Origin of the sequence: Aeromonas sp. SrichE-2G, from assembly GCF_017939565.1 — a bacterium.
GTDB classification, from domain to species: domain Bacteria; phylum Pseudomonadota; class Gammaproteobacteria; order Enterobacterales; family Aeromonadaceae; genus Aeromonas; species Aeromonas taiwanensis.
Map to the genome: position 1 here is coordinate 1,363,599 of NZ_JAGKRG010000004.1, position 23,126 is coordinate 1,386,724.

Genomic DNA, 23,126 nt, shown 5'->3' on the forward strand with positions numbered 1-23,126 from the left:
CTCTGGAGAACAATCAGGCAGGAAAAAAAAGAGAGGCCATTGGCCTCTCTTCTCATGTCATGTTGCGTACAGCTTATTTGACACGCATGCCGGGCTGGGCGCCTTCCTGGGGCTCCAGGATCCAGAGATCCTTGCCGCCCGGGCCGGCGGCCAGCACCATGCCCTCGGACATGCCGAAGCGCATCTTGCGCGGGGCCAGGTTGGCCACCATCACGGTCAGCTTGCCTTCCAGATCTTCCGGGTTGTAGGCAGACTTGATGCCGGCGAACACCTGACGGGTCTCGCCGCCGATGTCGAGTTGCAATTTCAGCAGCTTCTCCGCTTCCGGCACCGCTTCGGCCTTCTTGATCAGCGCCACGCGCAGGTCAATCTTGGCGAAGTCGTCGTAGGCGATGGTCTCGCTGATGGGGTCGTCGACCAGGGGACCGGTTACTTTCGGCGCCTGCTCCTTGGCCAGATCCTCCTTGGAGGCCTCGATCATGGCTTCAATCTTGGCCGGCTCGATGCGGGAGAAGAGGGCCTTGAAGGGGGCAACGGTGTGGTCGACCAGGGGGGCAGCGATGCCGTCCCAGGTCAGGGTCTCGCCCAGGAAGGCCTCGGCGCGCTCGGCGAGCTCGGGCATGACGGGCTTCAAGTACGCCATCAGCACCCGGAACAGGTTGATGCCGACGGAGCAGACCGCTTGCAGCTCGGCGTCTGCGCCCTCCTGCTTGGCGATGACCCAGGGAGCCTTGTCGTCCACGTAGCGGTTCGCCTTGTCGGCCAGTGCCATGATCTCGCGGATGGCACGGCTGAACTCGCGGCTCTCGTAGGCTTCCGCGATGACGGCGCTGGCGCTCGCGAACTCGGCGTAGAGCTCTGGCTCGGCGCAAGTGGCGGCCAGCTTGCCGTCAAAGCGCTTGGCGATAAAGCCTGCGTTGCGGGAGGCGAGGTTCACCAGCTTGTTGACCACGTCGGCGTTGACGCGGGAGACGAAGTCTTCCAGGTTGAGATCCAGGTCATCGATGCGGCTGTTGAGCTTGGCGGCGTAGTAGTAACGCAGGCACTCCGGGTCCAGGTGATTCAGGTAGGTAGAGGCCTTGATGAAGGTGCCCTTGGACTTGGACATCTTGGCGCCGTTGACGGTCACGTAGCCGTGCACGTTGACCTTGGTAGGCTTGCGGAAGTTAGCGCCTTCGAGCATGGCCGGCCAGAACAGGCAGTGGAAGTAGGCGATGTCCTTGCCGATGAAGTGGTAGAGCTCGGCGTCGGAGTCTGCCTTCCAGTAGCTGTCGAAGTCGATGTCGCCACGCTTGTTGCACAGGTTCTTGAAGGAGGCCATGTAACCGATGGGGGCATCCAGCCAGACGTAGAAGTACTTGCCCGGGGCACCAGGAATTTCGAAGCCGAAGTAGGGGGCATCACGGGTGATGTCCCACTGTTGCAGGCCGCTTTCGAACCACTCCTGCATCTTGTTGGCCATCTCTTCCTGGATGGCGCCGGAGCCACGCACCCAGCCAGCCAGCCAGGCTTCGAATTGCGGCAGGTCGAAGAAGTAGTGCTCTGAGTCCTTCATCACCGGGGTCGCGCCGGAGACGGCGGATTTCGGATCGATGAGCTCGGTCGGGCTGTAGGTGGCGCCGCAGCTGTCGCAGTTGTCGCCGTATTGCTCGGGAGACTTGCACTTGGGGCAGGTACCCTTGACGAAGCGATCCGGCAGGAACATGGATTTTTCCGGATCGAACAGCTGGGAGATGGTGCGGATCTTGATCTTGCCGGACTCTTTCAGACGACCGTAGATAAGCCCGGCCAGCTCGCGGTTCTCGTCACTGTGGGTCGAGTGATAGTTGTCGAAGCTGATGTTGAAACCGGCGAAGTCACTCTGGTGCTCCTGGGAGACGGCGGCAATCATCTCTTCCGGCGTGATCCCCATCTGCTGGGCCTTGAGCATGATGGGGGTGCCATGGGCATCGTCGGCACAGACGAAGTGCACCTGATGGCCGCGCATTCGCTGATAACGAACCCAGATATCGGCCTGGATGTGTTCCAGCATGTGACCGAGGTGGATGGAGCCGTTGGCATAGGGGAGGGCGCAGGTTACCAGCATTCTACGAGGATCAGTTGCCATAATACGTTCTTTATGTGCCTGTTGGGATGATACAGTGCCGTGCATGTTACCCGAATTGGGGGCGCCCTGCCTAGGGTTGTGGCCCGTCCGGCCATGGCCTGTGGCGCCACGCAGGCATCGGCAAGCCACTGATTTGTGTGCGGTAACCGTCCACCTCAGGATAACGACAACATAATGGGGAGTTAATGGTGATTGATTCAGTAAAAAATATCCTGGCCGAATTTAAGCCGGCCGGATGGGGCAAGGATCTGGTCGCAGCCGGTTTTGTGCGAACCGTGGAGCATCAGGGGCAGACCCTGACCATCAAGCTGGTGCTGCCCTTTGCCGGTCAATCCCTGTTTGAACAGATAAAAGAGGCCTTCGATGCGCGGCTGCGCAGTGCCACCGGGGCGACCCGCATCGACTGGACGGGGGATATAGAGGTGGCCAGCATGCCGCGTGCGCAGCAGCTGGCGGCGGTACAGGGGATTCGCAACATCCTGGTGGTCGCCTCCGGCAAGGGTGGGGTGGGCAAATCCACCACTGCGGTCAACCTGGCGCTGGCGCTGCAAAAAGAGGGGGCCAGGGTGGCCATCCTCGATGCGGACATCTATGGCCCTTCCATCCCGACCATGACGGGGACCCTCAAGGAGCGCCCCGTGAGCTTCGATGGCAAGATGATGGAGCCTGTCATGGCGTGTGGCATCAAGAGCAACAGCATCGGCTATCTGGTGGCCGAGCAGGATGCCACCATCTGGCGCGGCCCCATGGCGAGCAAGGCGCTGGGACAGATCCTGCACGAGACCCGGTGGGGCGAGGTGGACTATCTGGTGGTAGACATGCCGCCGGGCACCGGCGACATCCAGCTCACCCTGGCCCAGCAGGTGCCGACCACGGCCGCCGTGATCGTCACCACCCCGCAGGACGTGGCCCTGGCCGATGCCCGCAAGGGGATCGCCATGTTCAACAAGGTTAATGTGCCCGTGCTCGGCATCGTCGAGAACATGAGCTATCACGTCTGCAGCGCTTGCGGCCACCACGAGCCCCTGTTTGGAACCGGCGGCGGCCAGAAGATGGCGGAGCAGTATCAGGTGGCGCTGCTCGGTCAGCTGCCGCTGCACATCGACATTCGCCAGCACATGGATGACGGCTGTCCCACCGTGTTCGGGAAGCCGGACGGCGAACTGGCACAGACCTACCTGAAGTTGGCGCGTCGGGTGGGCGCCGAGCTCTATTTCAGCGGTAAACCGATTGCGACCCCGCTCTACACGATGGCGCTGGACGAATAATCGGCTGTCGACCGCGCGAGGCGGATTTGGGGTGGGCATGGCCCACCCTTTTTCATATAATGGATCGGTTTAAACAATCCCCAGTGCTCTTCTCTTTAGGTATTTTCAATGTCTGATACTCAACATTCCTGTGTGATCATCGGTATTGCTGGTGCATCCGCTTCCGGCAAGAGTCTTATCGCTCAAACCATCTATGAAGAGCTGGTGGCCGAATTGGGGGCTGGGGAAATCGGTGTCATCTCCGAGGATTGCTATTACAAGGATCAATCCCACCTGACCATGGAAGAGCGGGTCAAGACCAACTATGACCATCCCAGCTCCATGGATCACAGCCTGCTGGTAGAGCACCTGGGTTCTCTGCTCAAGGGGGAGGGGGTCGAGATCCCGCAATACTCCTACTCCGAACACACCCGGATGAGTGAAGTGACCCGCTTTGCGCCGCGCAAGGTGATCATTCTGGAAGGGATCCTGCTGCTGACCGACAACCGGCTGCGGGAGCTGATGGACGCCTCCATCTTCATGGATACCCCGCTGGACATCTGCCTGCTGCGCCGCCTGGTGCGCGACGTGCAGGAGCGTGGCCGTACCATGGACTCCGTGCTCAAGCAGTACCAGAAGACGGTGCGCCCCATGTTCATGCAATTTATCGACCCGTCCAAGCAATATGCGGACGTGATCGTGCCCCGCGGCGGCAAGAACCGCATCGCCATCGACATGCTCAAGGCGCGTATCCGCCACATGCTGATTGGTTGAGTGAAAACAAGCCGGGTGATGCCCGGCTTTTTCAAATGAATCATTTTTCAGGAGAGTCGCACAATGCGTCTTTGTGATACCGATATCGAACGGCATCTGGATGAAGGCAAGATCGTCATCGAGCCTCGACCCGGTGTTGAGCGGATCAGTGGCGTCAGCGTCGACGTGCTGCTCGGCAACGAGTTTCGGGTGTTTCGCGATCATACCGCGCCTTATATCGACCTCGGCGGCACCAGTGCCGAGATGGCCGATGCCATCGAGCGGGTGATGAGCGAGGAGATCCACATTCCCGACGGCGAAGCCTTCTATCTGCACCCGGGCCAGCTGGCACTGGCGGTAACCTATGAATCCGTGACCCTGCCCGCCGATATTGTCGGCTGGCTGGATGGTCGCTCCTCCCTGGCGCGCCTCGGTCTCATGGTGCACGTGACCGCACACCGCATCGATCCGGGCTGGTCAGGCCGCATCGTGCTGGAGTTCTACAACGGCGGCAAGCTGCCCCTGGCCCTGCGTCCCAAGATGAAGATCGGTGCGCTGAACTTCGAGATGCTCTCGGGCACCGCGGCTCGCCCGTACAACAAGCGTGAGAACGCCAAGTACAAGAGTCAGCAAGGTGCGGTGGCGAGCCGGATCAACCAGGACTGAGCCGCCACATCCCGTCTTGCCTGTACAAAGAGGGTGCAATTGCACCCTCTTTGTGTGTCTGACAAGCGAGACATCGATGGCAACAGGATGAAAAAAGGGGGGCCGTCGACTTGCTACTTTTGATGAATTGGCCTCTTATGAGACTTAAGTTGAGAGTGGTGAGGGGCTTTAATTAATCTTCGACAAGCCTCACTCCGAGAGGGGCTAAGACATTTTCTGTCGGAATGCCCTTTTTTTTTCTTACTGAAATATTTCAACAACGGGTATGGCGCATCGAGCCTTCTGGCATAATCCGCCGCAACTCATAAACAGGTTCGTTTTTATGTTTGAAATGTTTAGTGGTTTGGGTTTTTGGTGGTCAATCGGTTTGGTATTGGCCGTTTTTTTTGTGCTGGCCTATGAGTTCATCAATGGCTTCCACGATACCGCCAACGCAGTAGCAACGGTTATCTATACCAAGGCGATGCCTGCCCATATGGCGGTGGTGGCTTCCGGCTTGTTCAACTTTGCCGGGGTCATGCTCGGAGGGTTGGGGGTGGCCTATGCCATCGTCCATCTGTTGCCCATCGATCTGCTGCTGGGGATGGACTCCACCCAGGGCCTGATCATGGTCTTCTCCCTGCTGTTTTCAGCCATTGTCTGGAATCTGGGGACCTGGTATTTCGGCATCCCGGCGTCCAGCTCTCACACCCTGATCGGCTCCATCCTGGGGGTAGGCGGTGCCTATGCCCTGATCAGCGATCAGCCCCTGAAAGAGGGCATCAACGTCGGTAAAGCCATCGACATCATGCTTTCCCTCATTATTTCTCCCACCGTGGGCTTCATCATTGCCGCTCTGCTGCTGTTCGCCATGAAGCGGATCTGGCTCGGCAGCAAGATCCACAAGACCCCGGAAGAGCGTCTGCTGGTGGATGGCAAGAAGCACCCGCCATTCTGGGCCCGTCTGACGCTGGTGGCCTCCGCCATGGGGGTGAGCTTCGTGCACGGCTCCAACGACGGTCAGAAGGGGATCGGTCTGGTGATGCTGGTGCTGATCTGCATGGCGCCCGCCTATTTTGCCCTGGACATGAACAGCCGCTCCTATGATCTGGACCGCACCCAGGATGCCAACCAGCGCATCATGGAGATCTACCAGCGCAATCAAGAGCAGGTCTCCCATCTGGTGAACTTCAGCGTACCGGCCAAGGCCCAGGAAGAGCTGATGACCCACTGTGAGGCCGGTGAGGCTCTGCAAGCCATGGCTACCCTCGACAGTCGTCTTGGCCAGGTGCGCACCTATGAGGAGATGAGCCTGGTGGATCGCCGTGAAGTGCGTCGTCTGCTGCTGTGTATCGACGATACCGCTCGCAAGGTCTCCAAGTTGCCGCTGCCGGCCAAGGAGCTGACGGATCTCGCCAAATGGCGCAAGGATCTGACCGCCACCGCCGAATATGCACCGACCTGGGTCATCGTCTCCATCGCTCTGGCCTTGGGCTGCGGCACCATGGTGGGCTGGCGTCGCATCGTCTATACCGTGGGCGAGAAGATCGGCTCTTCCGGCATGACCTACAGCCAGGGCATTGCCGCCCAGATCACGGCAGCCGCCTCCATCGGGGTAGCCAGTCTGACCGGCATGCCGGTTTCCACCACCCACATCCTCTCTTCTGCGGTGGCGGGAACCATGGTGGCCAACAAGTCTGGCCTGCAGAGTCAGACCATCAAGACCATTCTGCTGGCCTGGGTGCTGACATTGCCACTCACCATGCTGCTCTCCGGCGGCCTGTTCCTGGTAAGCAACAATCTGTTCGGCGGCTGATGACCGGATAAGACACGCGATTTAAAGGGCCTGCGGGCCCTTTTTTCTTGTCCCGGAAAGAGTCTTGGGGTATTTGGAGGATGTCAGGGGGAGGCTCGCTGGCTTCATTATGTGGGTTCAGCGGTTATCAGAGGCTATGCAAGAAACTGGCTGTAATGGTTGGCCTACCAGGGTTGATAGCCCGACCACACACGCCATGAAATCTCGCTTCTCCTATATCTTCGACATAAGACTCTATATGCCATCAAACTAGATTTTTAATAACCAAGGTCTCCCACCTTAACCCTCATGTTTTCCTCAAAACACCCTCGTAGCCAATAAGAGAAAAAGCACGGCAAGCGCGGGGGAGGTGCGTTGATGAGAGGGCAGATACCCCTCGGATACGTCCTCCAGGGATGTGCCCGCTCCAGATTGCGAAGATAGGGTTCGGCATTGCGCGAAATAAATGCTTGGTCGTTCGCAGGCCACTGCTCTAGCCCGGCTGAGCGGTGGTACAATATCGGGTGGGCTGATGAAGCGCCAGGGCGCTGCCAACGGTTCGGGGGACAAGGAAAAGGCGAGGCATCAATATGTGCGGAGAATGAACATCTGTCAGGGATACTTTGAAGACTGGCAACAAGCGTGGGATGTTTGGTTGGGTACTCACGCGATGGAGGTCTGGTTTCTCTGAGCACCAGAGAACCCTGAAGAAAGCAGGGCACAGCTAAAATGGTATTTACCAGTCAAAAAAAAGAGCCACACATTGTGTGGCTCTTTTGTCAGGCTAGCGAGTTAGCTCAGGGGCGACCGGCCGGGCTGGTTGCCACGTTGCTGGCAGAGGTGCTGCCACCGTGACGACCGGAGGTCGCGACCGCGCTACGCACCAGAGGAGCGTATTCAACCGGCTCGCGAGGCGTCGGCTCGGGGGCCGCAGCCGGGGTTGCCATGGGAGCAGAGGCCTTGCGAGCGCGGGCCAATACACCGGCCCCCTTGCTCACGACCTGGGTCACAGGCTCGGCGGCTTCAACGACGGCTTCGGGCTCTGCTGCGGCAGATGCCTTGGCGGAAACTTCGGCATCGGCTGGCGCTACGGGAGCAACCGGCTCGGCGACCACGGCAGGCGCTGCGTCCACGTTGGTGACGTCGTCAGCCACGGATTCGGCCACGACGGCTTCGCTTTGTGGGGCTTCCTCGGCCTTGGTCTCCACATCGACAACCGCAGGCTCGGCAGCAACCACCTCGGCGGCGGCTTCCACGACCACAGGGGTAGCAACGACAGGTTCAACCTGCGCGGCAGCCTCGACGGTGGCAGACTCGGCAACCTGTGCGGCTTGTGCCTGCTCAGCAGCTTCTTCGGCAACAACTTCAGCAACCACGTGCTCGGTCAGCGCGGCGGAAGCCTGCAGTGCGGCAGCCACGGCTTCCGCGCTCGGGATGGTGATGACAGGAACGGCAGGCTCTTCCACCTTCACCTGCGCTGCGTCGGCCTGAGCGGCGGCAGTCAGTTGTACTTCGCCCTGGGCTTCGTCATCACGCTGACCACGCGCTTCCTCGTTGATGCGCTTGCGACGTTGACCCTCGATGCGCTGATTGCGAGGAGTACGGCGGGAACGGCGCTGGCCTTCACCCTGCTCCTCTTGTTGCTCAGCGGCAACGGCGTGTACTTCGGCAACATCAGCAGCCAGCTCGTCTACGGGCAGGGCAGGGGTGTCGGCGGCGACATCGACGCGGATCTGCTTGCGCAGCTGGCGACGTTCGCGGCGTTCGGCCACTTTCTGCTCTTTTTCCTGGCGCGGCTCTGCGCTGGCAACGGCGGTCTCTACGGTATCGAGCGCTTCAACCACGACCTCGGCACGGGGCTCACGCGGGGCACGGGGCTCGCGGGCCGGACGCGGGGTGCGCGGTTCACGTTCCTGACGGGGCTCGCGGGGCTCACGCTCCATGCGCTGTTCGTTGCGCACTTCACGTTCCTGACGCGGTTCCCGCTCTTGACGAGGCTCACGTTCTTTGCGCGGACGGCGATTGCGATCACCGCTCTCGCGGCTGGCAGCGCCTTCGCGCTTCTCACCGGCCTCGGCACTGCGGTTGCCGCGATTGTCGTCACGACGACCACGCTGACCGCGGCTGCGAGACTCGTCGCGTTGATGGCGATGGCCTTCGTCCTTGCGCGCTTCGCGCTGGGCAGCCGGTTTCTCGGCAGGAGCCTTCACCTCGGCAGGGGCGCCATCGGTGGAAGAGCCGAACAGACCGGAAATGGCCTTGACCAGCTTGCCAAACAGACCGGTTTCGACCGGTGCCGGAGCGGCAACAGGTGCTGGCGCGGCGACGGGGACGACAGGCTGGGGAGCCTGTGCGAAGCCTTGCAGCAGGGGCTGCTCACGCTCGATGACCTGAGCCTGGCGCGGCTGGTACACCGGCTTGGCAATCTCGGTCTTGAGCTCGTAGCTGGCCGCTTCCGGTATTTCGTTCTGACGGATGCGGGTCACTTCGTAGTGAGGCGTTTCCAGGTGCTGGTTCGGAATGATGTAGACACGCACATCATTGCGCTGTTCCAGGTTGGCGATGGAGGTGCGCTTCTCGTTGAGCAGATAGGCGGCAACATCGACCGGGACCTGGGCATGCACCTGCTCGGTGTTGTCCTTCATGGCCTCTTCTTCGATGAGGCGCAGGATAGACAGGGCGAGGGATTCGTTGTCACGGATTACCCCCTGACCCTGGCAACGGGGGCAGATATGGCTGCTGGACTCGTTGAGGGAGGGACGCAGACGCTGACGGGACATCTCCAGCAGACCGAAGCGGGAGATACGCCCCAGCTGGATGCGGGCACGGTCCTGATGCACCGCTTCACGCAGGCGGTTTTCCACCTCGCGCTGATGGCGAACCGGGGTCATGTCAATGAAGTCGATGACAATCAGACCCCCCAGGTCGCGCAGACGCAATTGACGGGCAATCTCGTCGGCCGCTTCCAGGTTGGTCTGCAGCGCGGTCTCTTCGATATCGCCGCCCTTGGTGGCGCGGGAGGAGTTGATATCGATGGAGGTCAGCGCCTCGGTCGGATCGATCACGATGCTGCCGCCGGAGGGCAGACGCACTTCACGCTGGAAGGCCGACTCGATCTGGCTCTCGATCTGGAAGTGGTTGAACAGGGCGACGTCACCCTTGTACAGCTTCACGCGATTGAGGAAATCGGGACGAACCAGCTCGATATGCGACTTGGCACGTTCGAAGATGACCGGATTGTCGATCAGGATCTCGCCCACATCGCGGCGCAGGTAGTCACGAATGGCGCGCACGATCACGTTGCTCTCCTGATGGATGAGCACCGGCGCGGAGCGATTCTGTGACGCCTTGTGGATGGAGTCCCAGTGGTTCAGCAGAACGTTCAGATCCCATTCCAGCTCTTCCGGGGACTTGCCGACACCGGCGGTACGCACGATGAGGCCCATGCCGTCCGGCACGGTCAGACCACTCAGGGCTTCTTTCAGTTCAGTCCGCTCGTCACCCTCGATGCGACGGGAAATGCCGCCGGCACGGGGGTTGTTCGGCATCAGCACCAGGTAGCTGCCGGCCAGACTGATGAAGGTGGTGAGGGCCGCACCCTTGGTGCCACGCTCTTCCTTGTCGATCTGGACGATGACTTCCTGGCCTTCGCGGACCACTTCTTTGATGTTGGGACGACCCTGATAGGAGTAACCGGAGGGGAAGTAATTGCGGGCGATTTCCTTCAACGGCAGGAAACCGTGGCGCTCGGCGCCATAGTCGACAAAAGCAGCTTCGAGACTGGGTTCTACACGGGTGATTTTACCCTTGTAAATGTTCGCTTTTTTCTGCTCATGCCCCGGACTTTCAATATCCAAATCGTAGAGCTGTTGTCCGTCAACCAGCGCTACGCGCAACTCCTCTTCCTGAGTCGCGTTGATTAGCATTCTTTTCATTGAGTTCTCATTATTTTGTCATTTTGATTCCTCCACAGGGTCCTGCCGGCGCCGGCCTCGGGTCTTCAGCATGCTGGGGCAACCTCCCGGTTGGGGCATGCATGAGGCGCAAACTAAGGGCACTCTGGTTCAGCCATCTCGAGAGGGCGTGAATTAAGGATACCGGTGTGGAGACAATTTACGTCGGTTCTGTTTGCGTTCTCCATGCGTTGTACCTCGCACCCGGGAACCGTCATGTTCTTGTATACACGGTGTTTCGGGATTGGGTGGCATACATTTTGGCCACTTAGTACAAGGCTTGAACACAATGACAAAACCTTGTTTATTATCCCATTTAAACCACTTTTATAGCAAGACGCCATTTTTTAACAAAGCATGCAGCCAAGGGCTGTCGGCGGTGTTAAAATCCGCGCCATGACACAGATACATCAACAAGTGCAGCTGCTCACCATCGAAGCTGAGCATGACGGGCAGCGCATCGACAATTTTCTCAAGACTCAGTTAAAGGGCGTCCCTAAGAGCCTGATCTATCGCATCCTTCGCAAAGGCGAGGTTCGCGTCAACAAGAAGCGCATCAAACCGGAGTACAAACTCTGCACGGGCGACGAGGTACGGGTGCCCCCTGTGCGCGTGGCCGAGAAGAACGAGCTGCCCTCCGCCAATCTTGGCAGCATCCAGCGTCTGGAGAGCCAGATCCTGTTTGAAGACGACGCCATGATAGTGCTAAATAAGCCGTCTGGCATGGCGGTGCACGGCGGCAGCGGCCTCTCCTTTGGCGTCATCGAGGGGCTGCGTGCCCTGCGCCCGGAAGCCCGGTTCCTCGAGCTGGTGCACCGGCTGGATCGCGATACCTCCGGCGTGCTCTTGGTCGCCAAGAAGCGCAGTGCTCTGCGCAGCCTGCATGAGCAGCTGCGGGTCAAGACCATGCGCAAACAGTACCTGGCGCTGGTACGTGGTCAGTGGCAGCCCCACGTCAAGGTCATTAATGCCCCGCTGCGCAAGAACGATCTGCAGTCCGGCGAGCGCGTGGTGCGGGTCAGCAGTGACGGCAAGCCGTCCGAGACCCGTTTCAGGATTGCCCGCCAGTTCGCCGAAGCCACCTTGGTGGAGTGCAGCCCGATCACCGGGCGTACGCACCAGATCCGGGTTCATACCCAGCATGCTGGCCACCCCATCGCCTGCGATGACAAGTACGGGGAGGCGGCGTTCGATGAGAAGATGCGCGCCCAGGGCTTGAAGCGGCTGTTCCTGCATGCCTGGAAGCTCAGCTTCACCCATCCCGCCGACGACCGGGAGATGCAGGTGGAGGCGCCGCTGTCACCGGAACTCGAGGCGTTCCTCGGCAAGCTGCCACGCTGAAACTAGAACGGGAGCCAAGGCTCCCGTTTTCCATTGCCATCGCGCCCTCTTCTCAGGGCAGATGCAGGCCATGGCGCCCTAGCAGGTTGATCAGGGCGATAAGGGGGAGGCCGATCAACGCATTAGGATCCCGTCCCTCCAAGGCCTCGAACAGTACTATTCCCATCCCCTCGCACTTGAAACTGCCGGCGCAGTCGAGGGGCCGTTCAGCCTCCACATAACGGCGGATGGCGGCCTCGTCCAGAGAGCGAAAATGCACGGCGAAAGGCTCCACCATCTGCTCGGCATGGCCGCTTGCGGCATCGATCACGCACAGACCGGTGAGGAAGGTGACACGCTTGCCTTGCGCCCTCATCAGCTGGGCCACTGCGTTCTCCACCGTACCCGGCTTGCCAAGAATCTGCCCGTCACAGACACACACCTGATCCGACCCGATGATCAGCCCGTGATCATGACACTCGGCAATGGCCATCGCCTTGGCCTGTGCCAGCCGGCTAACCAGGGCTTCTGCCGATTCTCCGGGAATGGGGGTCTCATCCACCTCTGGAGAGACGCACTGGAACGGCAGGCCGAGTTTTTCCAGCAGCGCCTTGCGATAGCGTGACGTGGAGGCGAGGATCAGGGGCATTTGCATCTTCTAGGGATATCCATTTATAAATCAATTGCTTGATTCTATCTTCGGGCAACGGTCGGCGCAAATATCCCCCGGCATGGGCCCATGAGCGGTGGTGACAGCCTCTGAGCTGGAAGCTTGCACGCCGGCGGTCAAGAATGACACAGGGACGACATGACGAGGGCGAGGTGAGATGACGAGATACGCGGTGCTGATCCTGATGTTGTTCTCCTTCACCGCCTGGGGCGCGGGATGGCAATACCGCCAGGGGGAAGGGGGGATCCTGCTCTGGACCCAGCCACGCCCTCCAGCCGCTTTTCTGGCGCTGCGTCTGGAGATGATCGTCAGGGCCGAGCCGGCCGCGCTGCTGGCCGTGCTGCGCAACACGGCGCGCCACCGGGAGTGGTTGCCCCAGAGCCGTGAGGTGCGGCTATTGGCAAAGTCAGGTCCCGATGACGATCTGGTTTACACCCGGCTGCATGCCCCCTGGCCGGTGCAGGACAGGGAGCTGATCACCCGCTCTCATCTGATCAGGAGTGCCGACTGCGGATTGACGCTCGAGGTCTGGGCAGAGCCGGATGCCTTGCCGCTGCATCACGGGCTGGCCCGGATCCGGGAGAGTTCAGGTCGCTGGGAAGCCAGGCCCAGAGCGGATGGCACTACCCTGATCCGGCTCGAAACCTACACCAATCCGGGCAACAACCTGCCTGGCTGGCTGGTCAATTCCATGGCCATCAAGGCCGCCATGGAGAGTTTTCAAGCCATACGGCGCCTGATGGAAGAGCAGCCCAGGGTTGCCCCCTCGCAACGTTTACTCGGCGGTGGCCAGCGCTGTCACGATATTTCCTGAGGGAGGAGGGGAGGGGCCATGGCCCGTCCTCGCTCTGGCGATGCAGGATCCTGTGCGGGATCCTGCGGCTTGTGGCATAATCGGCCACCGATGAACACAAGTTCCTGCCCGCAGGGGCCTGTGCAGTTAAAATCATCGGCGGTAAGGACTTTTTCCTTTGACTATCCCTTGTTGGACCTATAATATTCGCGCCCTATGCAAAAGGTGAAGTTGCCCGTTAAGGTTGATCCAGTCCGTAATGCCTTGAAGCTACTCGATTATGTCGGGATAGTGGAAAAGTCGCAGATGCCCAGGCTGGAGGAATCAACCGAAGGCTTGCGAAGTGATGTGGATGTCACCCTGCACTTTGGCAAAGATGTCCAGAAGTTGACCGTTATGAAAGGCACTGCCCATGCCAAGGTCGACCTGGTTTGCCAGCGTTGTGGAGAGACGTTTGAACACCTTTGTGAAGCTAGTTTTATCTACACTCCGCTGTTCGAAAGGACAAACGAGGAAGAACTGCCGGAAGCTTATGAGCCCATTGAGTTGGACGAAAACGGCGAGATAGATCTTCATCAAATCCTGGAGGATGAACTCATCCTCTCGTTGCCTCAGGTGGCCATGCATCCAGTGGATGTCTGCCCGCGAGGAAACATGGAGATGACCTGGGGTGAAATCGAACCTGCTGATGAGCGGCCGAATCCCTTTGCAGTTCTTGAAGCGCTCAAACGTAAGTGAATTTTAGGAGTTAGCCTACCATGGCCGTACAACAGAACCGTAAAACCCGCGCCAAGCGTGGCATGCGTCGTTCCCACGATGCGCTGACCACTGCAGCCCTGACTGTTGATCAGACCAGTGGCGAAATTCATCGTCGTCACCACGTGACTGCCGATGGTTTCTACCGCGGTAAAAAGGTAATCGCTTAAGGATTGCCTTTGTCTACGCAAACTGTCGCGCTAGACATAATGGGGGGTGATATTGGCCCCTCGGAAACAGTGCCTGCCGCCGTGCAGGCACTGTCTCTTCTGCCCCAGCTACATCTTGTCCTGGTCGGTGACCAACACCAGACCGCTCCTCTGCTGCAGCAACATGGCTTGCTGAATCATCCCCGTGTTCGACTCGTGCATGCCTCCCAGGTGGTGGGAATGGGCGAAAAGCCGATCGTGGCGCTGCGCACCCTGAAAGACTCTTCCATGCGCGTGACCCTGGACTTGGTCAAGAGCGGCGCCGCCGACGCCTGTGTCAGTGCCGGCAACACCGGCGCCCTGATGGCCATGGCCAAGTGCGTGCTCAAGTCCCTGCCCGGGGTCAACCGACCCGCCCTCATCAAGGCGCTGCCGACCGTGAATGGCAAGCGCACCGTGATGCTGGATCTGGGGGCGAACGTGAGCTGCGATGCCGATACCCTGCTGCAATTTGCGGTGATGGGGGCCGTGGTCGCGGAGAAGGTCGAAGGCATAGCTTCCCCCCGGGTGGCGCTGCTCAACGTGGGGGAGGAGGAGATCAAGGGCAACGACCTGGTTCGCCACAGCGCCGAGCTGCTGCGCCAGTGCCGCGCCCTCAATTTTGCCGGTTTTATCGAGGGGGACAGGATCTTCAGTGGCGACTGTGATGTCATCGTCTGCGACGGTTTTGTCGGCAACGTGGCGCTCAAGACTGCCGAGGGCGTTGTGCGCATGATGGCCGAACTGGCCGGATATCCTCGCAAAAAACGCAGTATTCTTGGCCGACTCGCCGGATTTATGTTCAAACGGCGTTTTTCTTACCTGAACCCCGACCAGTATAATGGCGCGAGTCTGTTAGGATTGCGCGGCATTGTGGTAAAAAGCCATGGGCGGGCCGAACGGCGCGCTCTGTGTCATGCGATCCTGCTTGCCGCACAAGAAGCCAAACATCAACTTCCGTTGCAGATAGCAGATCGCCTTGAATCTGTCTTTTCCGACAGGGATTTATAAAACTCTATGCATAGCAAAATTCTGGGTACTGGCAGTTATCTGCCGAGTTCGGTTCGTACCAACGCCGATCTTGAGCAGATGGTTGAGACCAGTGACGAATGGATCGTGGAACGCACCGGGATCCGTGAACGCCGCATCGCGGGCAACGACGAAACCGTCGCCACCCTTTCTCATCAGGCGGCCTTGCGGGCGCTGGACGCCGCGGGTCTGACTGCGGCCGATCTGGACATGATAGTGCTGGCCACCACCAGTGCGGAGAATGCCTTCCCTGCCGCCGCCTGCGAACTGCAGGGGCTGCTCGAGGTGCCGGGGATCCCGGCTTTTGACGTCGCCGCCGCCTGTGCCGGCTTTACGTATGCCCTCGCCATCGCCGATCAGTTCGTCAAATCCGGTGCAGCCCGCCACGTCCTGGTGGTGGGTGCCGACGTGCTGTCCCGCATGTGCGATCCCGATGATCGCGGCACCATCATCCTGTTTGGTGACGGGGCAGGGGCCGTGGTGATCGGCGCGAGCGAGACGCCGGGCATCCTCTCCACCCATCTGCACGCAGATGGCCGTTACGGCGAGCTGCTCAAGTTGCCGCAACCCCGCCGTGGCATGCCGGGTGCCGAGCTCGAAGCCTACATGTACATGAAGGGGAACGACGTCTTCAAGGTCGCGGTGACGCGCCTGAGCGAGATCGTGACCGAAACACTGGCCGCCGCCAACATCGATCCGAGCGAGCTGGACTGGCTGGTGCCTCATCAGGCCAACTTCCGCATCATCAACGCCACCGCCAAGAAACTCGGCATGGGGCTCGACAAGGTGATCCTGACCCTGGACCGCCACGGCAACACCTCTGCCGCCTCCGTGCCCATCGCCTTCGATGAAGGGGTGCGCGACGGTCGCATCAAACCCGGCCAGCTGGTATTGCTGGAAGCCTTCGGCGGCGGTTTTGCCTGGGGCTCCGCGCTGGTTCGCCTCTGATAACGAGCGGCGCCCGGTCCTCGGGCGCCCGCTTCCCAAATTCGTCTTACCTTAAAGGAATCAATGATGACCCGATTTGCCATTGCCTTCCCGGGACAAGGCTCCCAGAGCGTCGGCATGCTGGCCGAGCTGGCCGAGCAACACGCCGTGATTAAAGAGACCTTCGCCGAGGCGAGCCAGGTGCTGGGTTATGACCTGTTTGCCCTGGTAATGGAAGGGCCGGCCGAGGATCTGAACAAGACCTGGCGCACCCAGCCGGCGCTCTTGACCGCCTCTGTTGCCCTGTGGCGCCTGTGGCAACAGCAGGGCGGGGCAACCCCTGCCGTCATGGCCGGTCACAGCCTGGGGGAATACTCCGCCCTGGTGTGCAGTGGCGCACTGGCCTTTAGCGATGCCGTCAAGCTGGTCGAGCTGCGCGGTCTTGCCATGCAGGAAGCCGTGCCGGAAGGCACCGGTGCCATGGCCGCCATCATCGGCCTGGACAATGAGAGCATCGCTGCCAACTGCGAGAAAGCGGCACAGGGCCAGGTGGTCTCCCCGGTGAACTTCAACTCCCCGGGCCAGGTGGTCATCGCCGGCCACAAAGAGGCGGTCGAGCGCGCCAACGTGCTGATGAAGGAATCCGGTGCCAAACGCGCGCTGCCGCTGCCGGTTTCCGTGCCGTCCCACTGCGCCCTGATGAAACCGGCCGCCGAAAAACTGGCCGCCGCGCTGGATGGGATCGAGATCAAGGTTCCCGCCATCGCCGTCATCAATAATGTCGACGTATCCTGTGAGCAGGATCCGGCCGCCATCAAGCAAGCTTTGGTACGCCAGCTGTTCAGTCCGGTTCGTTGGACCGAGACGGTAGAGCAGATGGCCAACGACGGCGTCACCCTCGAGATCGAGATGGGGCCGGGCAAGGTGCTGACCGGGCTGGCCAAGCGCATCGATGCGCGCGTGGAAGGCATTCACGCCAACGACGCCGCCTCATTCGAGCAGGCGCTGGCCCAGATCAAGTAAACAGGAGCAAGTCATGAGTTTTACCGATAAGGTTGTGTTGGTCACCGGTGCCAGTCGTGGTATCGGTCGTGCGATTGCCGAGACATTTGCGGCCCGTGGTGCAAAAGTCGTGGGCACGGCGACCAGCGAGAGCGGTGCCGACGCCATCAGCGCCTATCTGGGCGAGCAGGGCTGCGGCATGGCGCTGAACGTGACCAGCCAGGAATCCATCGAAGCCGTCTTCGCCGCCATCAAGGAGCGTTTCGGTGAGATCGACATCCTGATCAACAACGCCGGCATCACCCGCGACAACCTGCTGATGCGGATGAAGGATGACGAGTGGAACGAGATCATCGACACCAATCTCACCTCCCTGTACCGCCTCAGCAAGCCGGTATTGCGCGCCATGATGAAGAAGCGTAACGGCCGTATCATCAGCATCGGCTCCGTGGTCGGTACCATGGGTAACGCCGGCCAGGTCAACTATGCTGCTGCCAAGGCGGGTCTGGTTGGCTTCACCAAGTCACTGGCCCGTGAAGTGGCATCCCGTGGCATCACGGTGAATGCGGTTGCCCCCGGTTTTATCGAAACCGACATGACCAAGGCGCTCAACGAAGAGCAGCGCGCCGGCATCATGAATCAGGTACCTGCCGCCCGTCTGGGCGATCCGAAGGAAATTGCTGCCGCTGTGGTATTCTTGGCATCGGATGATGCCGCCTATATTACCGGCGAAACCCTGCATGTTAATGGCGGGATGTACATGGTGTAATCAATTTGTCGTGAGTTCTGTTCAAATTTGCGATAATACGCCGAAGTTTGGCACATTTCGTGGTTTGACCAGCGGCAAGTCACTTGCAAACTCACGTCAATTGAATACACTACCCCAACCAGACGCAATAGCGTATTTTTAAAGGAAAATTCAGGTCATGAGCAACATCGAAGAACGCGTAAAGAAAATCATCATCGAACAACTGGGTGTTAAAGAAGAAGACGTGAAAAACGCTGCTTCCTTCGTCGACGACCTGGGCGCTGACTCTTTGGATACCGTTGAACTGGTAATGGCGCTGGAAGAAGAATTCGATACCGAAATTCCTGATGAAGAAGCCGAGAAGATCACCACTGTTCAAGCGGCTATCGACTACATCACCGCTAATCAGGAATAAGTTCCTGTTCTGAAAGAAGCGGCCCAAGGGCCGCTTCTTTTATGTTTACCCCCTTTCAAAACACCTCTCGGAGACTACCTCAGTGTCAAAACGCAGAGTCGTGGTGACCGGCTTGGGGATGCTTTCCCCGGTAGGCAACACTGCCGAATCCAGCTGGCAAGCCCTGCTCAACGGGCAGAGCGGCATTTCCCTCATCGACCATTTTGATGCCAGCGAGTTTGCGACCCGTTTCGCAGGCCTGGTCAAAGATTTCGATCCCGAACAGTTCGGCATCAACCGCAAAGAAGCCCGCAAGATGGATCTCTTCATCCAGTACGGCGTGGCGGCGGGTGTGCAGGCACTGGACGATTCCGGCCTGGTCATCAACGAAGAAAATGCCGAGCGGGTTGGCGTCGCCATTGGCTCCGGCATCGGCGGCCTGGGTCTCATCGAGCAGAACCACAGCAGCCTCGTCAACGGCGGTCCCCGCAAGTTGAGCCCCTTCTTCGTACCGTCCACCATCATCAATATGGTGTCCGGTCATCTCTCCATCATGAAAGGCCTGCAGGGCCCGAACATCGCCGTCACCACCGCCTGCACCACGGGTACCCATGCCATCGGCATGGCCGGTCGGATGATCGCCTATGGCGATGCGGACGTGATGGTGGCCGGTGGCGCCGAGAAGGCATCGACCCCCATGGGCATGGGCGGCTTTGCCGCTGCCAAGGCACTCTCTACCCGCAATGACGAGCCGCAGAAGGCGAGCCGCCCCTGGGACAAGGATCGCGACGGCTTCGTGCTGGGTGATGGTGCCGGTGTCCTGGTGCTGGAAGAGTACGAGCATGCCAAGGCCCGTGGCGCCAAGATCTATGCCGAACTGGTTGGTTTTGGCATGAGCGGCGACGCCTATCACATGACGGCGCCCCCCTCTGACGGTGACGGTGGTGCGCGCGCCATGAAGAACGCCATCAAGGATGCCGGCATCGCGCCCGAGCAGGTGGGTTACATCAACGCCCACGGCACCTCCACTCCGCTGGGCGATGTCGCCGAGCTGCGCGGCATGAAGAAGGTGTTTGGCGAGCACGCCAAGTCCCTGATGGTCAGCTCCACCAAGTCCATGACCGGTCACCTGTTGGGGGCGGCGGGGGCCATCGAGGCCATCATCACTGTGCTCTCCCTGCGTGATCAGATGGTGCCTCCCACCATCAACCTGGACAATCCGGATGAGGAGTGCGATCTGGATCTGGTGCCCCACGTGGCCAAGGCCGGTCAGTTCGAGTATGCCCTGTCCAACTCCTTTGGTTTTGGCGGCACCAATGGCTCCCTGATCTTCAAGCGCGTATAATTCGCCCTGGGCGGCTTGCTACGCAAAGAGTCGGGCCCGATACCATGTATCGGGCCTTTTTTATCGGAGGGATCCACTTGCTGATTAACGGAATACCGACAGAAACCCTCAACGCCAGGGATCGTGGTCTGGCATATGGCGATGGCCATTTCACCACCATGCTGGCGAGGGAGGGGAAGGTGGTCTGGTGGCCGGCCCATCTGGCCCGGCTGCAATATGCCAACGCCCGGCTCGGCATGGCCGATCAGCCCTGGGATCTTCTCGCCGCCGAAGTGGCGCAATTGGCTGCAGGGCAGACGCAGGCTGTCGTCAAGATAGTGCTGACCCGGGGCGCCGGCGGACGGGGCTATGACTGTACCGGATGCGACACGCCGACCCGCATCGTCTCCCTGGCGCCCTACCCGGCGCATTATCATGGCTGGCAGCAGGACGGCATCACCGCCCTGGTCTGCCAGCAGCAGCTGGGAGATGTCCCCATGCTGGCGGGCCTCAAGACCCTCGGGCGTCTGGAACAAGTTATGCTGAAGCGCGAACTTGCGGCGCGTGGCGGAGTCGAAGGTATAGTATTGAACAGTCGGGGATTTCTGGTAGAAGGGGTCAGCGCAAATCTGTTTTGGCGTCGTGGCAGGACGGTGTTCACACCGGATCTCTCCCGCGCCGGGATCGATGGCATCATGCGCAAGCGTGTGATGGCGATGCTTAAACAGATGGGCATTGAACTGCGTGTCGTTGAGGCTCCTTTGGAGTCTTTATGGCAGGCCGAAGAAGTATGGTTGACCAATACCCTGATGGGTATAGTACCGATCACCCGCATCGGGGATGTGCACTATCCCAGCCCGGTATTGATCCGCCGTTTACAGGAGCGTTTGGTCATTGAAGTTTAATCGGCTCTACACCCTGATCGCGGGGGCGGCACTGACCGTTGCCGCCGCGGGAGGGTATGTGTATTACAAATGGCAACAGGTGGAGACCCTCACCAACAAGGGGCCGACCCGCCTCTTTACCGTCGAAAAAGGCGCCCATGCGGCGCGCCTGATTGCCGAACTAGGGGAGGGGGATACCAGCCCCTGGGCGGTGCGCCTCTGGTTGCGCGGCCACCCCGAACTGGTGGCCATCAAGTCCGGTACTTACGAGATCAAGGAGGGGGCACCGCTCAAGGAGACCCTCTCCCTGTTTGCATCGGGCAAGGAGTTTCACTTCAGCCTGACCTTCGTCGAGGGCTCCCGTTTTGAAGACTGGCTGAAGCAGCTCTCCAGTGCACCCTATCTGGAGCGCCTGACCCTGGAGCAGAGTGAGGCGGATCTGGCCCAGGAGCTTGGCATCGAAAATGGCAAGCTGGAGGGCTGGTTCCTGCCGGAAACCTACGCCTACACCACCCATGCCAGTGACATCTCCATCCTGCGCCGCGCCTATCAGGACATGAAAGCCTTCCTGGACGAATCCTGGGAGAAGCGTCAGGCCAATCTGCCCTACAAGACCCCCTATGAGGCGCTGATCATGGCCTCCATCATCGAGAAAGAGACGGGTCAGCCGGATGAGCGGGCCCAGATCGCCTCTGTGTTCGTCAATCGCCTGCGCCTTGGCATGAAGCTGCAGACCGATCCCACCGTCATCTACGGAGTGAAGGACAGGTACGATGGCAACATTCGCCGCAGCGATCTGACCGACGTGAACCCCTACAACACCTATGTGATCGACGGCTTGCCGCCGACTCCCATCGCCATGCCGGGCAAGGCGTCTATCGAGGCTGCGCTCAATCCCCTGTCGACCGACTATCTCTATTTCGTTGCCAAGGGGGGCGGTGCCCACTATTTCTCCAAGACCCTCGATGAACACAATCGGGCGGTACGCGAATACATATTGAAGAAGCCCTAATGTCTAAATTTATCGTGATTGAAGGATTGGAAGGGGCAGGGAAGAGCTCCGCGGTGCGCTACGTGACCGACTATCTACGGGCCCATGGCATCGAGCGGATCGAATGCACCAGAGAGCCGGGTGGCACCCCTCTAGCGGAGCGGATGCGGGCCATCGTCAAGGAGGTGCACGACGAGCGCCTGACCGTGGAGGCCGAACTGCTGCTGATGTATGCCTCCCGGGTACAACTGGTGGAGACCCGCATCAAACCGGCGCTGGCCGACGGCGTCTGGGTGGTGGGGGACAGACACGATCTCTCCTCCCAGGCCTATCAGGGGGGCGGCCGCGGCATCGATGCGAACCTCATCGGCGCCATCAAGCGGGCCGTGCTCGGCGATTTCAAGCCGGACTTGACCCTCTACCTCGATATCGATCCCGCCATCGGCTTGCAGCGTGCCCGCCATCGCGGCGAGCTGGACCGCATCGAGCTGGAGCAGATCGGCTTCTTCGAGCGCACCCGCCAACGCTACCTCGAGCTGGCGGCCGCCGATGATGCCATCCAGGTGATCGATGCCGGCCAGACCCCGGCGCAAGTCAAGGCCGCCATCGAGGCGGCGCTGGCGCGCTATCTGGCAAGCGAGGGCCTATGTATCCCTGGTTGATCCCGGACTGGCATGCCCTGAGCCAGACGGCCCAGGCCGGACGGCTCGGCCACGCCTGGCTGCTGCTCGGGGATCCCGGCCTTGGCAAGGAGCTGCTGGCCGAGCGCCTGGCCCGACTGCACCTGTGCCAACAACCGCAACGGGGCGAGCCCTGTGGTCAGTGTCACTCCTGTCAGCTGTTCGAGAAGGGCCATCATCCGGATCTTGGTACCATAGGGCCCGAGGGCAAGACCATAGGGGTCGAAGCCATCCGCGAGATCTGCGGTCGTCTGCAGAGCACCTCTCAACTCGGTCGTGGCAAGGTGGTGATCATCCAGGACGCGGAGCGCATGACGGAATCCGCCGCCAACGCCTTGCTGAAAACTCTGGAAGAGCCGGCAGGGGACAGCCTGCTGCTGCTGATCGCCTCCCAGGTGTCCCGCCTGCTGCCCACCATTCTCAGCCGCTGTCACAAACATGTCTGCCAGTTGCCGTCGGAGGGGGAAACCCTGGCCTGGCTGGCAGAGCAGGGGCATCAGGCCACCCAGGCCCAGGTGCGGATCTGCCAGGGGGCGCCGCTTCGGGTTTTGAATTACATCGAGGAGCAGCAGGACAGCGCCAGGCGTACTCTGCTTGAGGGGTTCACTTCCCTGTCGCAGACGCCCAGCCGGGCGACGAGCGTCTGTGCTCAGCTGGCTGACGCGACCCAGGTCAGGTTGCACTGGCTGCAGCTGTTCTTGTGCGACGCCCTCAAGACCCAGGCGGGCTGTGGCCACCACCAGCTGGCGATGCCGGATCTGGCGGTGCTGAGCCAACAGCTGGCCGAGCGCCACGGCAGCGAACGGCTGCTCGAGGCCGAGCAGCAACTGGTCGCGCTCAAGGCTGCGTGCCAACCAGGCCAGCTCTCCAACCCCACCATCCATCTGATGAACTGGCTCAATCGCTGGTTATAAACAAGG

21 protein-coding genes are annotated in these 23,126 nt (G+C 60.3%); 18 read left to right on the forward strand and 3 right to left on the reverse strand.

Annotated elements, in window-relative coordinates; all coding sequences use genetic code 11:
- Nucleotides 1-73: 73 nt before the first annotated feature.
- A complete protein-coding gene (metG, locus tag J9885_RS08145) occupies nucleotides 74-2,107 on the reverse strand; it encodes a methionine--tRNA ligase (protein ID WP_210548732.1) in 2,034 nt (677 codons plus the stop codon).
- Nucleotides 2,108-2,292: 185 nt separating this feature from the next.
- Between metG and apbC the strand changes: the two genes are divergently transcribed.
- The 4 genes from apbC to J9885_RS08165 all read left to right on the forward strand — a co-directional run bounded on the left by apbC (nucleotide 2,293) and on the right by J9885_RS08165 (nucleotide 6,568).
- The gene (gene apbC, locus J9885_RS08150) at nucleotides 2,293-3,375 is read left to right on the forward strand and encodes an iron-sulfur cluster carrier protein ApbC (protein WP_043760531.1); all 1,083 of its coding nucleotides are present in this window, start codon (nucleotides 2,293-2,295) and stop codon (nucleotides 3,373-3,375) included.
- Between the two features lie 108 nt (nucleotides 3,376-3,483).
- A complete protein-coding gene (gene udk / locus J9885_RS08155) occupies nucleotides 3,484-4,128 on the forward strand; it encodes a uridine kinase (protein WP_210548733.1) in 645 nt (214 codons plus the stop codon).
- A 63-nt stretch (nucleotides 4,129-4,191) separates the two neighbouring features.
- Nucleotides 4,192-4,773 carry a dCTP deaminase gene (gene dcd / locus J9885_RS08160; RefSeq protein WP_043760526.1) on the forward strand — a complete coding sequence of 194 codons (582 nt, stop codon included), beginning with the start codon at nucleotides 4,192-4,194 and terminating at the stop codon, nucleotides 4,771-4,773.
- Between the two features lie 322 nt (nucleotides 4,774-5,095).
- Nucleotides 5,096-6,568 (forward strand): inorganic phosphate transporter, encoded by a 1,473-nt coding sequence (locus J9885_RS08165; RefSeq protein ID WP_210548734.1) that lies wholly within the window; start codon nucleotides 5,096-5,098, stop codon nucleotides 6,566-6,568.
- 776 nt (nucleotides 6,569-7,344) lie between these two features.
- On the opposite strand, the gene rne is transcribed toward J9885_RS08165, so the two are convergent.
- Nucleotides 7,345-10,482, reverse strand: a complete 3,138-nt coding sequence (rne, locus tag J9885_RS08170) for a ribonuclease E (protein ID WP_210548735.1) — start codon at nucleotides 10,480-10,482, stop codon at nucleotides 7,345-7,347.
- A 414-nt stretch (nucleotides 10,483-10,896) separates the two neighbouring features.
- Here rne and rluC point away from each other — a divergent pair, with 414 nt between their 5' ends.
- On the forward strand, nucleotides 10,897-11,841 hold the full coding sequence (gene rluC, locus J9885_RS08175) for a 23S rRNA pseudouridine(955/2504/2580) synthase RluC (protein ID WP_210548736.1): 945 nt from the start codon (nucleotides 10,897-10,899) through the stop codon (nucleotides 11,839-11,841).
- 52 nt (nucleotides 11,842-11,893) lie between these two features.
- Here the strand turns inward: rluC and J9885_RS08180 are convergent, their stop codons facing one another.
- Complete coding sequence (locus tag J9885_RS08180) at nucleotides 11,894-12,475, reverse strand: nucleoside triphosphate pyrophosphatase (RefSeq protein WP_282598283.1); 582 nt, start codon at nucleotides 12,473-12,475, stop codon at nucleotides 11,894-11,896.
- 172 nt (nucleotides 12,476-12,647) lie between these two features.
- Here J9885_RS08180 and J9885_RS08185 point away from each other — a divergent pair, with 172 nt between their 5' ends.
- From J9885_RS08185 to holB, 13 genes are all read left to right on the forward strand, one after another.
- Nucleotides 12,648-13,304 carry an START domain-containing protein gene (locus tag J9885_RS08185; RefSeq protein ID WP_210548738.1) on the forward strand — a complete coding sequence of 219 codons (657 nt, stop codon included), beginning with the start codon at nucleotides 12,648-12,650 and terminating at the stop codon, nucleotides 13,302-13,304.
- A gap of 195 nt (nucleotides 13,305-13,499) precedes the next feature.
- Nucleotides 13,500-14,021, forward strand: a complete 522-nt coding sequence (gene yceD, locus J9885_RS08190; protein WP_029314532.1) for a 23S rRNA accumulation protein YceD — start codon at nucleotides 13,500-13,502, stop codon at nucleotides 14,019-14,021.
- Nucleotides 14,022-14,041: 20 nt separating this feature from the next.
- Entirely contained in the window at nucleotides 14,042-14,209 is a 168-nt protein-coding gene (gene rpmF / locus J9885_RS08195; protein WP_005300935.1) for a 50S ribosomal protein L32, read from the forward strand.
- Between the two features lie 9 nt (nucleotides 14,210-14,218).
- On the forward strand, nucleotides 14,219-15,238 hold the full coding sequence (plsX, locus tag J9885_RS08200; protein WP_210548740.1) for a phosphate acyltransferase PlsX: 1,020 nt from the start codon (nucleotides 14,219-14,221) through the stop codon (nucleotides 15,236-15,238).
- Between the two features lie 6 nt (nucleotides 15,239-15,244).
- The gene (locus J9885_RS08205) at nucleotides 15,245-16,204 is read left to right on the forward strand and encodes a beta-ketoacyl-ACP synthase III (protein ID WP_043760500.1); all 960 of its coding nucleotides are present in this window, start codon (nucleotides 15,245-15,247) and stop codon (nucleotides 16,202-16,204) included.
- A 66-nt stretch (nucleotides 16,205-16,270) separates the two neighbouring features.
- Nucleotides 16,271-17,206 (forward strand): ACP S-malonyltransferase, encoded by a 936-nt coding sequence (gene fabD, locus J9885_RS08210; RefSeq protein WP_210548742.1) that lies wholly within the window; start codon nucleotides 16,271-16,273, stop codon nucleotides 17,204-17,206.
- A 13-nt stretch (nucleotides 17,207-17,219) separates the two neighbouring features.
- Entirely contained in the window at nucleotides 17,220-17,954 is a 735-nt protein-coding gene (fabG, locus tag J9885_RS08215; RefSeq protein ID WP_210548744.1) for a 3-oxoacyl-ACP reductase FabG, read from the forward strand.
- A gap of 157 nt (nucleotides 17,955-18,111) precedes the next feature.
- Nucleotides 18,112-18,348, forward strand: a complete 237-nt coding sequence (gene acpP, locus J9885_RS08220; protein ID WP_005300909.1) for an acyl carrier protein — start codon at nucleotides 18,112-18,114, stop codon at nucleotides 18,346-18,348.
- A gap of 82 nt (nucleotides 18,349-18,430) precedes the next feature.
- The gene (gene fabF / locus J9885_RS08225) at nucleotides 18,431-19,672 is read left to right on the forward strand and encodes a beta-ketoacyl-ACP synthase II (protein WP_210548746.1); all 1,242 of its coding nucleotides are present in this window, start codon (nucleotides 18,431-18,433) and stop codon (nucleotides 19,670-19,672) included.
- 44 nt (nucleotides 19,673-19,716) lie between these two features.
- Nucleotides 19,717-20,556 carry an aminodeoxychorismate lyase gene (pabC, locus tag J9885_RS08230; protein ID WP_134694356.1) on the forward strand — a complete coding sequence of 280 codons (840 nt, stop codon included), beginning with the start codon at nucleotides 19,717-19,719 and terminating at the stop codon, nucleotides 20,554-20,556.
- On the forward strand, nucleotides 20,546-21,547 hold the full coding sequence (gene mltG, locus J9885_RS08235) for an endolytic transglycosylase MltG (protein ID WP_043760490.1): 1,002 nt from the start codon (nucleotides 20,546-20,548) through the stop codon (nucleotides 21,545-21,547). The genes pabC and mltG overlap by 11 nt, the downstream gene beginning before the upstream one ends.
- A complete protein-coding gene (gene tmk, locus J9885_RS08240; protein WP_210548749.1) occupies nucleotides 21,547-22,188 on the forward strand; it encodes a dTMP kinase in 642 nt (213 codons plus the stop codon). Before mltG ends, tmk begins: the two co-directional genes overlap by 1 nt.
- On the forward strand, nucleotides 22,173-23,120 hold the full coding sequence (holB, locus tag J9885_RS08245; protein ID WP_210548750.1) for a DNA polymerase III subunit delta': 948 nt from the start codon (nucleotides 22,173-22,175) through the stop codon (nucleotides 23,118-23,120). Before tmk ends, holB begins: the two co-directional genes overlap by 16 nt.
- Nucleotides 23,121-23,126 lie beyond the last annotated feature (6 nt).